Origin of the sequence: Pontibacter coccineus (assembly GCF_030546575.1) — a bacterium.
In the GTDB taxonomy this organism is placed as follows: domain Bacteria; phylum Bacteroidota; class Bacteroidia; order Cytophagales; family Hymenobacteraceae; genus Pontibacter; species Pontibacter coccineus.
Genome location: NZ_JAUOTN010000005.1, coordinates 305,272 through 317,825, shown reverse-complemented (window position 1 = coordinate 317,825; position 12,554 = coordinate 305,272). Strand labels below are relative to the sequence as shown.

The following is a 12,554-nucleotide window of genomic DNA, read 5'->3' as shown; positions in this document are numbered from 1 at the left end:
TTATCAAACTCCTTCACCCGCCGTCAGCCAGGTGACAGCCTCTTCAGTGCTTGAAAAGCTACGGTAGGCGATTGAGCCGATCACCAGCGCGGCGGCATTGGAGGAAACTGTCTCACGATCAGCATCAGAGGTTTGCAGCTTGGCAAACTTTTGCAGCCGCGTTTTGGCCAGCTGCAACGCCAGCTCGTTTATGATTTTGGCGTACTCCTCCATGGGTACGGTCACCTTCGACTGTCGTGTGTCTGTCAGGATGCGCTTGATGTCGTAGCTGCGCACAGCATCAATCACTTCGTCGATGATGTAGGTAACCTCCGTCAAGGTATAATCGTGCATATTGGGCCATTCCACGAACAGGATATCGTATGTCGGGTTATAGTCAAGCTTCAGAAATTTGTTGGGGATGATCATCTTGAGTTATAAGGTATGGCGCATTTATAGGGGCAGTGCAAAGGTGGGGTTCCAGGTATCATGCCAGTAGCCAGTTGCGGGCCTCGCCATAAAACTCAAACTCCATCAAACCATACTGGAGCTGGCTATAATCGAGGTACCTGAACATGTTCTCGGAGCTGATTCGGGCTGAAATATCGGTTGACCGGACACGGGCTATCTTTTCCAGGTGACTGGCCTGCTCAAAGAATAGCGGCGCCCACTCTTCTTTCGTCCACTTCTGGTCTGACAGGCGCACCACCCGGGCCTGACGGTGGTCCTCCAGCCAGCGTTTTACCTCGTATTTCCGGAGCGCTTCTATGTACTGTAGCATTGCCTCTCGGTACGCTGAGCTGGAAGCATAGGCCAGCCACGTAATTTCGAGCAATTGTTCCGCCTTGTAATAGGCAATGCTTATATAGTCTCTTTTGTATATTATCATTGCAATGCGGTCTAAGGGAGCAGGGATGGGCACATCGGGTAGCAGTAAAATCATTTGAGTGATTACGCCGCGGCCGTGCCTCAACCCAGCTATTTTGACTAGGGTTTGCAATAAAGGGCTTACAGTTTTAAAATCAAAACCGAGAAGTGCATTTAGTATATATTTGTGATATTACTCAATTTTTGCTTGGTGGGGCTGCTGCCGTTTTGTATATTAATGCGCCGTTTCATTCCCGAAACTCCTTTACAGCGATTCCCCGATCATGATACTTTTGCAAAACAGCATACTGCTACTGGAATACGACCCGGCCACCGACATCCTGCAGGTGCGCTACCCTGACCTGCAGCGCTACCACATGTCAGAGATAAGGCACAGTCTGCAGATTATGGTGCAGACGATCCGGAACTACGATGTGCGCAAGCTGCTGCTCGATGCCCGCACGACTGCCATAGAGATTGATGATGAGGAGAACCGGCAGCTCACGCTAGAGCTGGCGGCTATGCTGTCTGAGACGCGGCTGGTTAAAGTGGCCCGCGTGCAACCTTCTGACCCGGAAAACGAGGCGCGTGCCCAGCAAAATATTGAAGCGGCGCGAAAGGCGGGTGCATTATCCTACGATGTGGCAACATTTCCGACACCTGCCTCGGCCATCAGCTGGCTCAAAGCTTAGCTGAAATGCATAAAAAAAGCGGCCCCGGTCGTTCACCCCCGGAGCCGCTTATACTTTCACAAAATGAGCTTTCGCTAAGCTTTCTATATATACGCTCGACTATATTAAAAAGTTGTTATCTTTTTAAATTTATTTTTCGAAGCGTATTTAACGATTGCCAGACCTGGCTACATCTCCCAGTTTCGCGCGCGCTTCTAGCAGATCGGCTTTCGCCAAACAGGTATGGGTATAGGTATAGGTACGACTGCTGGGAGAGATGGTCGCGGTCGCTGCGAGGTCTGATGTCCGGCTGTTCACACTCTTCCTACTCAACCCAAACCCCTACTCTATGCGCAGCAATTCGTTGTAAATGTGTTCGACTATATATTCAACGCAGGCAGCAACCAGGCTCCGGGAGCAGCTTTCTACTACTGGCCTGTAGGCACGAGTATGGCAGGTCAGCACGCAGCTGGCATAGCGGCGGTTCTTATTGGCAAGAACGGCTGCAAAATGGACCCAGCCCATTTACTGGTCAAGATGCACGCCACTGCCGATGACCTGGGCAAGGCTGGCCGTGACCCATACCACGGTTATAGCCGCGTGCACGCCTTGCGTGCTGTAACAGAATCTGTTACACCTACATTCATAACAAAAGCTGGACTGTAAAACGATAGGCCGGCTTTTGCATTTATAATACTGTGCAATTTAATTATATCGAATTATTATAAATATCCAATTATAAAACTCATATATCCACCGGTCAAAATAGTTGTTTTAACAGTAAGTTATATCCTTTCAAACCATTTATAGGATATTAAAAAGCCATTATTCGACATTTAAAATAAGTTAATATATTTTGCCAAACAATTGAACCCATATTGCCTAATTACAATTACATTCAGGAAGTTTTTAGTCAATACACCTCTATGAAGGTAAATTTTACGCTGTCTGAAGAACTGGCCCTAACGCCAGATTTCTATAGTTCTATTGTACGTCACGGATCCGAATTGATCACAGTGCTCAACTGGGAGGGCAACTACAAATACGTTTCCGACTCTGTTGGCCCCGGGTTGGGGTATGATCCTAAAGATTTGCTGGGCACCCATGTGCTCGAACTCATCCATCCGGATGATGTGCCAACACTTGCTGAGGAGCTTTTAAAACACACGTCCGGACTTACAAAACAGATAGCCCTTGCACCTTTTCGCTTCAAGGCAAAAAATGGCGACTGGCATTGGCTGAGCTGCGTGTCCACCAATATGCTGGATGATCCGCATGTACGTGGCATCGTCACCAACTCCCGCGATATCACCTCTAAAATGGAGGCCATGCAGCAGAAGAAAGAGAGCCGGGCCTATTATGAAGCGCTCTTTTTCAACAATCCCGATCTTGTATTCACGCTGAGCAAGAGCGGCCGTGTAGAAGCCTGTAACGACGCCGTAGCAACCCTGACTGGCTATGCACGCGAGGATTTTCCGGAAAGCAGTTTTGCTGATTTTGTGTTGCCAGAATGCCATGCAGCAGCATTTGAGGCTTTCAGCAAAGCGAAAGCTGGTCAATCCTGCACTATGGAAACCCGCATCCGGCACCGCGATGGCACAACGCGCTACTTATCAGCCACATTGTTGCCCGTGATGCTGGAAGGCCGCGTGCTCGCTGTACAGTGCATTGCCAAAGACATAACAACCGAAAAAGAAGCTAACCTGCTGGTACAAGCCCAGGCACAAAAGCTGCACAACATACTGGAGGGTATGATAGAAGGGTTTTTCGCCCTGGATACGGCATGGCGCTACAGCTTCGGCAACACAGTGCTGGCTAATTTCCTGGGCCGCCCGCTCGACGAACTCATGCATCGTAACATATGGGAGGAATACCCCTTCCTGGTACACACCCGGTTTTATCAGAATTGTTTAGAGGTAGCAGAAACCGGGAAAAGTGTTCGATTCGATGAGAAAATCAGTGATGTGGCAGCCATGCTACGGTTTACGCTGAGCCCCTTTGCTGATGGCATTCTGGTATCGTTCGTAGATATTACGGAACAGGTAGCTGTTCAGGAAGAACTGCGCAAGCTCTCGCTAGTTGCCAGCAAAACCACGAACGCCGTGATCATTACCAACAGCGAACACAAAATAGAATGGGTGAACGAGGCCTTTAGCAACGTGACCGGCTATACGCTGGACGAAGTCGCCGGTAAGCACCCCAGTGAAATCCTGACCGCTGCCGATACGGATCGGCGTGAGATTGAATGGGTAAGGGAGCAGCTGGCATTGGGCGTGCCCATGCGGAAGGAACTGCACAGCTACAAGAAAAACGGTGAGATGATCTGGACCGATGTCACCATCTCGCCTATTGCCAACGAGCAGGGCCAGATCGAAAAGCACGTCTACATCCACACCGATATCACGGAGCGAAAGCTCGACCAGGAGCAGTTGCTCAAAACCACCGAGCACCTATACCACCAGAACCAGGATCTGCAGCAGTTCAACTACATCGTGTCGCACAATCTGCGCGCACCTGTTGCCAACCTGGTCGGCCTTTCGACCTTACTGCAGAAGCTTGACAGCAACAGCAGCCGCTTTATGCAGGGCCTGCAAAACCTGGAGACATCCGCCCGCCGGCTCGACGATGTGATCAGTGACCTGAACAAAATACTGGCCGTGCGTTCCTCAAACCTGCAGGCAGCTTACGAAATGGTCGGCCTGCGTGACGTGGCGGCCGAAGTGGTGCAAAGCCTGCAGCACTTGCTCACCCCGATCAATGGCCGTATTGTGCTGAATCTAAAGCAAGAAGACCTGCTCTGGGCCAACCGCGCCTACGTCTATAGCATCCTGCACAACCTGATTTCGAACGCGATCAAGTATAAATCTGCGCAGCGCGAATTACTTATTGAGTTAAATAGCGTAAGGGAAAAAGACAGTCTGCAACTACTTGTAAAGGACAATGGCAGTGGCATGGACCTGGAGACAGTGAAGCCACATTTGTTCCAGCTCTACAAACGATTTCATGCAGGGCCTGATGGCAAAGGCATAGGGCTATACCTGGTGAAAATGCAAATGAGCGCTATCGGAGGAGAGATTAAGGTAGACAGTAAGCCCGAATTAGGTACCACCTTCACTTTACATTTTAAGCACGCAGCGTATGGTCAGTAAGGTTTACATAATTGATGATGATGACATCAGTGTCTATCTTACTTCCATGGTGCTGGAGCAAGCGGGATTTGCGGCCGAGATACACACCTATACCTCCGCAGATGATGCGCTGGCTGCCATGCCCTTAACAGAGCCTGCTCCCCTGCCGGACGTTATCCTGCTCGACCTGAACATGCCTTTTAAAAGTGGCTGGGATTTTCTGGAGATCCTGCGCCCCTATGAAGGAGCACTTAAAGGAAAGTTGGATGTTTTTATCCTCACCTCATCTATTGCTGTCAGTGACAAGGAACAGTCTCTGGACTATCCGCTCGTGCGCGGATTTCTGCACAAACCGCTCGATGAAGCAAGTCTGGCCATTATCACGCACATGCGCAACCGTCACGCTTAAGCTCCATACATGGGCAGCCTGACTGTAAAGTGCGTGCCCTCCTGCTCCCGACTCTGCACGTTAATGATCCCACCCTGGAGCCTCACTAATTCATAGACAATCGAAAGCCCGAGCCCGCGTGACTTTTCTCCATTAAGTCCCGTTCTGGAAGCGCCCCGCCGCTCAAAAATATTGGGAAGCAGGTGCGCAGGTATACCGATGCCATTGTCGCTGTGCTCAACCACAGCGTCTCCCTCATCCTGATAAGCACGGATGGTGATCGTGCCGGTTGCGGGCGTGAACTTGATGGAGTTGGAGATCAGGTTGTTCATTATCTGTGAGAATTTTATCTGGTCCAGCTCCACCATCAAGGGCTCTTCCGGCAGCCGCAGCATAAACTCCTGTTGCACGATCTGGCCCTTCTGGTAAAACTCTACCAGATTCCGGATCTGCTCGTTGATGTCTACGCGGGTCTTGTTCACATACACCTCCGGAGATTGCAGGTGCTCTTCGCTCAGCAGGTCCAGTATCAGGTCAGTGCATTGCTCGCAGGCTCTTTCAATGATATCAGTGTAGTGTTCCAACTCCTCCTTCCGATTATCTAAAATATCCTGCCGTAGCAGGGCTGCCACACTTTTTACGACTGCCAGCGGGCCACGCAGGTCATGCGACACCATTTCGAGCGCACTGTTCTTCCGCTGTCCGAACTCGGTCAGGTAATTAATAAAATCCTGCTGCCTGGAAACATTCTCCGCCATACCTGCCAGGGCCACCACCTTCTGCGCACTGTCAAGGATCGGGTAGGCTAAGCAGCGTATATAGCGTTTCTGTCCGCCCTGGTAAATGCGCACGGTTGTGTCTACATGGTCTCCATGCAACAGCTTCTGCCAGCAGCGCAGCACTGCAGGACGGTCTTCCTCCATAAGGGAGTCGGGCAGCAGCTTCAGAAGCTCCTGCATCTGCGACTCCTCCACTTGCCAGATGTCACGAAAAGCAGGCGATAAATAGTCGAATTGATTGAGTGCCAGGTTGTACTGAAATAGGACTTTTGAACTCTGCTCTCCTATTTGATGAATTATGTCTGTTTGGTTCATGATAAGGTGCCATATGCGCATTTGTAAATACGGCGCACCGGGCGGTATGTTAACGCAGAGGCAGTACTTAAGGCTATTCTGCTTGCACCATTTGCCTGCAAAATGAGCGTACTACCAGAAAGTGAAGACCAGCATGGCCTGGCTATAGGCATAGCCAACGCGAAGATCCGTATTTGGCCGTTTGGCGTAGCGCAATCCTTCGTTGTAAACGTAGATAGCCTGGTGTTCCCGTTTCATTTTGGCTCCCGCAAAAGGGATGCTGAATGTCACCAGGCCCGCTCCGGAAACCAGCCAGTTGGGTTGATAACCGGTCAACTGCCTGCTCATCGGATAGCCAATCAGGAGACCACCTGCAAAGGCGAGTGCTGAGGCTGGCAATGAATTGCGATGACCTTTCTGAAGCTCTTTTCGGGCCTCCGGATGCTGGTCCAAAATGTGCAACAGCTGTTTTTTACTGATCTGGTTGCCGTTGCGATAGTAGACAAATCCCAGGCCTTTTTTCTGTACAATAATTTCATCGCTCGGCTGCGCAAAGCTGGAATTAAGTACGCTGCTTAAAAAAAGCAATAACAACGGTAAGGAAGTTTTCATAGATATATGGTGCGTATTGGAAACAAAATAGCAAAATGGCGCTTTATCTCAAAGTGCAATTTTTACATACGCATTTTATTGCACTAAAGTATAGCGTATTGAAGTTATTTTAACATTGATAATCAACCAAATACATGTATTTTAGCACAAAAAAAGCAGCAAACCTGTGGTTTGCTGCTTCAATTTTAAATCACATCAAAAGGCCCTAATCAGACCTTTCTATTTTGACAGTTAATACTTATAAGCAGAAGAACAGAATTAATTTACCCTGTTTTGTCATCCTGAAAGTATCTTGATGAAGAGGGCCCCTACCCCCGCAAGCTGCATCAGCTGAACCTCCCGGGGGTAAGGGCCCTCTATTTCTACCAGGTTTCTTTCAGAATAACAACTCTCTTTTATGCTTTAATCTAATACTGTCCTCGTACTTACCTTTCTAACTTCTCAGCTGCTCTTCCAACTCCTCGGCCTCCAGCATCAGGTTCTCCCACTTCTTGTTGACAGCATCCAACTCTTTTTGCACAGATTCAAACTTCTGGGATGTTTCCTGCAGTAGGCTGGGGTTGCCGTATACCTTCGGATCCGCCAGCTCGGTTTCATATTTGGCGAGTTCCTTTTCCAGTTGCTGCACCTGCTTTTCGAGCTCATTTATCTGCCGGTTCACCTGCTTTAGCTGGTTGTTAAGCGCATTGAACTCGCTGTTGTCACGCTTTGGCTTCGGTTCGTCTTTTTTGGGAGCTGGCGCCGCAGCGGCTTCGCGTTTCGTTTCCTTCTCGCGCTTCTCCTGGAAGGTCTCAAATTCGTGGTAAGTGCCGGGATATTCCTTCAGCTGGTAGTCTTCAATGTACCAAATTTTAGTCGCCACATTCTCCACAAAATAGCGGTCGTGCGAGATGATGATGAACGTGCCCTCGTACTGCTCCAGCGCCTGTATCAGAATGTTGACAGACTGCATGTCCAGGTGGTTGGTCGGTTCGTCGAGCATCAGGAAGTTGGCCTCCGAGATGAGCGTTTTGGCCAGCGCCACGCGGCTCTTCTCCCCTCCTGACAGCACCTTAATCTTTTTGAACACATCGTCGCCGGTGAAGAGGAAGGAGCCCAGCAGCGTGCGCAGTTCTACCTCCGTTTTGCCGGAGCCTGCCTGCTGGAGTTCCTGTAGAATTTCATTTTCCACGTTCAGGGCCTCGAGCTGGTGCTGCGCATAAAACGACATGATCACGTTATGCCCCATTTCGCGCTTGCCCTCTATCGGCTCGGTGCCGGCAATGATGCGCAGCAGCGTGGACTTACCCTTTCCGTTGGCACCGATGAGGGCAATTTTGTCGCCCCGCTCGATGTGCACGTTCGTGTCCCGGAAAATAAGCTTGCTGCCGAAGCTCTTGCTCATGTGCTCTAAGCGAAAAATGTGTCGGCCCGGCTGCACGTTAAAGCGGAAACTGAAATTCACTTTCGCGGCCTCACCAGCCACCTCTTCGATGCGCTCCATGCGCTCGAGCTGCTTCATGCGGCTCTGGGCCTGCTTGGCTTTGGTCGCCTTGGCCTTAAAGCGCTCAATAAAGCGCTCTGTCTGCCGGATGTGGGCCTGCTGGTTTTCGTAAGCGCCTTTCTGTATTTCGTTACGCAGGGCTTTTTCTTCTACATAAAAGCTGTAGTTACCCGGGTATAAGTTCAGCTTTGCGCCCGATACCTCCACGGTAATGTTGGTCGTCTTATCCAGGAACTCCCTGTCGTGCGACACGATTACAACAGCGCCTTCAAATCGATCCAGGTAGGACTCAAGCCATTTGATGGAGGGCAGGTCCAGGTGGTTAGTCGGTTCGTCGAGCAGCAGCAGCGAGGGTTTCTGCAACAGGATTTTGGCCAGCATCACACGCATGCGCCAGCCACCCGAGAAAGAGGCCAGCGGCTGTTGCAGCTCCTCAGTCGTAAAGCCCAAGCCCTCCAGAATCGACTCAGCTTCGGCCTGCATGGTATAGCCGCCGAGCGCCTCGAACCGCTCCTGCAGCGAGGCCAGTTTATCAACCAGCTTGTCATGGAAATTATGATCAAACTCTACCAATACCTGGTCGATCTCCTTCTGCAGCGAGATGGCCTCGTCAAAAGCCTGCATGGCCACCGACAGGATGCTCTCGTGCGTTTCGTAGCTAAGCAGGTCCTGGTTCAGGAAACCGATGGTGGTGTCACGGCTCATTTGGATACTGCCGCCGTCGGGTTTATACTCCCCCACAATGATGCGCAGCAGCGTGGACTTGCCGGTACCGTTCAGCCCGATCAGGGCGATTTTGTCTTTGGGTTTGATGTGCAGATTGGCATCCTCGTACATGGGGCGGCTGCCAAAATGAAAGCTAAGGTTATTAATAGAGATCATAGATTCGGAAAGCTGAGCTACAAAGGTACTTATTTTGGGAAACATCCCCAGCTTAAAGGCCCACAGACCAAAAGTCGCCTCATACGTAGAATAAGACGTTGCCCGCCGCTAAAAGCCCTGGACAGGCAAACATTATCACATGTGCCTCGTTCTATAGCTTTATGCTTTTGAGAAATGTGTGTGCGAGACGTTGAGAACAGCAATAAAAAATAACCTTTTATGATCGCAGTTACATCCCTGCTCGACCCTTCCCATTCTGCACGTGTGACCGAACTGACCGAGTTACTCGACTCCCAATTCGGACTCAACGAGGTGAAGATGACGCCCTACCCGCACCTGACCCTGCTGACGGCTGAAATCCCGGATATGGAAGAGCTCCAGCAATACCTGCAGGAAACCAGCCGTGAGACCGAGCCGTTTACAATCCGCACTACAGGCCTGGGCGTGTTTCCGGGTGAGAAACCGGTCATTTACATACCAGTGCTGCGTACCTCCCCACTCAACCAATTGCATGCCCGCCTGCACCGCGACATTTCTGAGATGAGCAGCGAAATGGGCGTTTACTACAACCCCAACATGTGGCTCCCTCATATTTCGCTTGCCCTCGGCGATACCTCCCCTGATGTCTTGGGACCTGTCCTTACCTTTCTTTTCAACTATAACTTCAACTGGGAAATCACGATTGACAACCTGACGATTCTGCAGAAATGCGGGGATTATTACCTAAAGGAAGACGAATACAGCTTTGGCCGTAAAGAGTTTAGTCTGTAGTAATACGGGCATTAAGAAATTCTTCATTTAATCAGAATACTCCTAATTATGTTTGCGCTATACCTGTGTTTTATCCAAAAACAGCACAGGTATACCTGCTTTGGCTATACCTAAAGTCTTATTTTAATTCCATTTTAATCTTGTAAAGTTTCACTTTTTGTTAACCACTTAAAATGCTGGCCCGTATTGTTGGAGAGAATTCCGCACAGATTTCAAAAAAGGTATACCTCACCTACATCCAAAAACAAACTAAACCATGGAAGAGAAAGACAACAACAAAGCCAAGCCCACAAGCGTCGATGAAAACAGCAAAAACAAACAACTAAAGCACTTTCGGTCAGACGGTGAGGACCAATACATGACCACAGATCAGGGCCTGAGGGTCAACCATACCGACGACTCGCTCAAAGCGGGACAACGCGGGCCAACGCTGATGGAGGACTTTCACTTCCGCGAAAAAATGACCCACCTGGACCACGAGTCCATACCGGAGCGGGTGGTGCATGCCCGTGGTTCGGGCGCACACGGTTACTTCCAGCCCTACGACAGCTCGCTGAAGGAATTCACCAAAGCCAAATTCCTGACCGACCCGAACACGAAGACGCCTGTGTTCGTGCGTTTCTCCACAGTGGCGGGCTCACGGGGATCTGCCGATTCGGTGCGCGATGCACGAGGTTTTGCCACGAAATTCTACACCGAAGAAGGCAACTATGACTTGGTGGCCAACAACATACCTGTTTTCTTTATCCAGGACGGCATCAAATTCCCCGACCTGGTGCACGCCGTGAAGCCTGAGCCGGACAACGAAATGCCGCAGGCCTCCGCCGCCCACGACACCTTCTGGGACTTCATATCCCTGATGCCTGAGTCTACCCACATGATCATGTGGCTGCTGTCGGACCGGGCTATTCCGCGTAGTTTCCGGATGATGGACGGCTTCGGGGTGCACACTTTCCGCTTCATTAATGAGGCTGGTAAATCGACTTTTGTGAAACTGCACTGGCGCGCCATGCTGGGGGCGCATTCGCTGGTATGGGACGAGGCGCAGAAACTGGCGGGTAAAGACCCTGACTGGCATCGACGCGACCTGTGGGAAGCCATCGAAATGGGCGACTATCCGGAGTATGAACTGTCGGTTCAGCTGGTGCCGGAAGAAGATGAATTCAAATATGACTTTGACCTGCTGGATGCCACCAAAATCATCCCGGAAGAACTGGTTCCGCTCCGCCCGGTTGGCAAGATGGTGCTCAACCGCAACCCGGACAACTTCTTTGCAGAAACCGAGCAGGTGGCGTTTCACCCGGGTAACCTGGTGCCGGGCATTGACGTGACCAACGACCCGCTGCTGCAGGGCCGCCTCTTCTCTTACCTCGACACGCAGATCAACCGTTTTAGTAGTATCAACTTCACCGAAGTGCCGATCAACAGGCCGCTGGCTCCGGTTCACAACCACCACGGGGCGGGTTTTATGAAGATGACCATTGGCAAGGGCAAGGCCAACTACTGGCCTAACTCGATTGGCAACGGCTGCCCGATGATGGCCCCGGAGAACATGGGCGGCTATGTGCACCACATGGAGAAGGTGGAAGGCCACAAGATACGCGCCCGCAGCGAAAGCTTCAACGACCACTACAGCCAGCCCACCATGTTCTGGAACTCCCTTACGGAGGCAGAAAAAGATCATCTGGTATCGGCTGCACACTTTGAATTAGGTAAGGTGAACATCAAAGCGATACGTGAAAGGCAAGTGGCGAATTTCTATAGAGTAGATCCGCAGTTTGCTGCCCTGGTGGCCGCAGGTATAGGTATTAAAATGCCAATAGACCAGGATTCGGAGCCGACCGGAAACTTTGTAAAAGACGCCGCCTCGCAGAAAATCAGCCAAGGCAAGTCTGTGACAGAATCGCCGAGCATCAGCATGGATAAAGACAAGGTAGAGGGTTCCAAATCCCGCAGAGTCGCCATCCTGATAGAAGATGGCTTCGACTACAACGAGGCGATGCAAGTGAAGGAAGCCCTGGAGGCTGCCGGCGTTCATGCCAAGATCGTGTCGAAGGTGCAGGGCAAGCGCATCTCCAGCACTGGTCAGGAACTAGAGGTGGATATGAGCCATGTGACGACGGGATCTGTCATGTTCGACGCCGTCTACATTCCGGACGGAGAGAAGAGTGTGCGCAAAATGATGGGTATGGGTGATGCCCTGCACTTTGTCGCCGAGGCCTTCAAACACTGCAAGCCGATTGCCACTTCCGGTTTCGGCATCAATCTATTTGAGAGAGCATTTGTGGTAGGCGTGAATTTCGCTGACAAGGAGTCAGGCAAAGTAGTTTCCCACACCGGTGTGATCACGGCCGGAGCCAACGCTGATGCCGGTGAGTTTGCCACTAAGTTTGTGGAGGCCATCAAGAAGCACCGCCACTGGGACCGCGAAAAAACTATGACACCAGCTTAAGCATTTGGATGTTTGTTATTGATTGTTTGTTTGGAGCAAAAGCCGTGATATTCGCGGCTTTTGCTTTTGTGGTGAGTAGTGCTTCCAGCTGGCTTGATGGTGCGCCATGGCGCGAGCGTCCACGCTCTTGAAGGTTATTGTGGGGCCTCTGGCCCGGGCACAGGGTATAGCCTCCAGGTTTAGGTATAAATGATTTCATTGAAGCCCAACATACCGCAAGTTTAGCGAAGCGCAACCTGTGGTTTTGC

At 50.8% G+C, this 12,554-nt stretch carries 11 protein-coding genes; 6 read left to right on the top strand and 5 right to left on the bottom strand.

The window, feature by feature from the left end; translation table 11 throughout:
- Positions 1–3 precede the first annotated feature (3 nt).
- Both Q4E40_RS14065 and Q4E40_RS14060 read right to left on the bottom strand, forming a co-directional pair.
- A complete protein-coding gene (locus Q4E40_RS14065) occupies positions 4–408 on the bottom strand; it encodes a hypothetical protein (RefSeq protein WP_303413023.1) in 405 nt (134 codons plus the stop codon).
- Between the two features lie 58 nt (positions 409–466).
- Entirely contained in the window at positions 467–868 is a 402-nt protein-coding gene (locus Q4E40_RS14060) for a hypothetical protein (RefSeq protein WP_303413021.1), read from the bottom strand.
- Positions 869–1,130: 262 nt separating this feature from the next.
- Between Q4E40_RS14060 and Q4E40_RS14055 the strand changes: the two genes are divergently transcribed.
- From Q4E40_RS14055 to Q4E40_RS14040, 4 genes are all read left to right on the top strand, one after another.
- Positions 1,131–1,538 carry a hypothetical protein gene (locus tag Q4E40_RS14055; protein WP_303413019.1) on the top strand — a complete coding sequence of 136 codons (408 nt, stop codon included), beginning with the start codon at positions 1,131–1,133 and terminating at the stop codon, positions 1,536–1,538.
- 351 nt (positions 1,539–1,889) lie between these two features.
- On the top strand, positions 1,890–2,183 hold the full coding sequence (locus Q4E40_RS14050; RefSeq protein ID WP_303413017.1) for a S8/S53 family peptidase: 294 nt from the start codon (positions 1,890–1,892) through the stop codon (positions 2,181–2,183).
- Between the two features lie 260 nt (positions 2,184–2,443).
- Positions 2,444–4,666 carry a PAS domain-containing sensor histidine kinase gene (locus Q4E40_RS14045; RefSeq protein ID WP_303413016.1) on the top strand — a complete coding sequence of 741 codons (2,223 nt, stop codon included), beginning with the start codon at positions 2,444–2,446 and terminating at the stop codon, positions 4,664–4,666.
- Positions 4,656–5,054 (top strand): response regulator, encoded by a 399-nt coding sequence (locus tag Q4E40_RS14040; RefSeq protein WP_303413015.1) that lies wholly within the window; start codon positions 4,656–4,658, stop codon positions 5,052–5,054. Before Q4E40_RS14045 ends, Q4E40_RS14040 begins: the two co-directional genes overlap by 11 nt.
- Here Q4E40_RS14040 and Q4E40_RS14035 read toward each other — a convergent pair.
- From Q4E40_RS14035 to abc-f, 3 genes are all read right to left on the bottom strand, one after another.
- On the bottom strand, positions 5,051–6,127 hold the full coding sequence (locus Q4E40_RS14035; RefSeq protein ID WP_303413014.1) for a sensor histidine kinase: 1,077 nt from the start codon (positions 6,125–6,127) through the stop codon (positions 5,051–5,053). The two genes, Q4E40_RS14040 and Q4E40_RS14035, sit on opposite strands and share 4 nt — an antisense overlap.
- Before the next feature lie 111 nt (positions 6,128–6,238).
- The gene (locus tag Q4E40_RS14030; protein WP_303413012.1) at positions 6,239–6,718 is read right to left on the bottom strand and encodes a hypothetical protein; all 480 of its coding nucleotides are present in this window, start codon (positions 6,716–6,718) and stop codon (positions 6,239–6,241) included.
- A gap of 433 nt (positions 6,719–7,151) precedes the next feature.
- On the bottom strand, positions 7,152–9,083 hold the full coding sequence (abc-f, locus tag Q4E40_RS14025) for a ribosomal protection-like ABC-F family protein (protein ID WP_303413011.1): 1,932 nt from the start codon (positions 9,081–9,083) through the stop codon (positions 7,152–7,154).
- A gap of 219 nt (positions 9,084–9,302) precedes the next feature.
- Between abc-f and Q4E40_RS14020 the strand changes: the two genes are divergently transcribed.
- Complete coding sequence (locus Q4E40_RS14020) at positions 9,303–9,854, top strand: 2'-5' RNA ligase family protein (protein WP_303413009.1); 552 nt, start codon at positions 9,303–9,305, stop codon at positions 9,852–9,854.
- Positions 9,855–10,110: 256 nt separating this feature from the next.
- Positions 10,111–12,306 carry a catalase gene (locus tag Q4E40_RS14015; RefSeq protein WP_303413008.1) on the top strand — a complete coding sequence of 732 codons (2,196 nt, stop codon included), beginning with the start codon at positions 10,111–10,113 and terminating at the stop codon, positions 12,304–12,306.
- Positions 12,307–12,554: the final 248 nt, after the last annotated feature.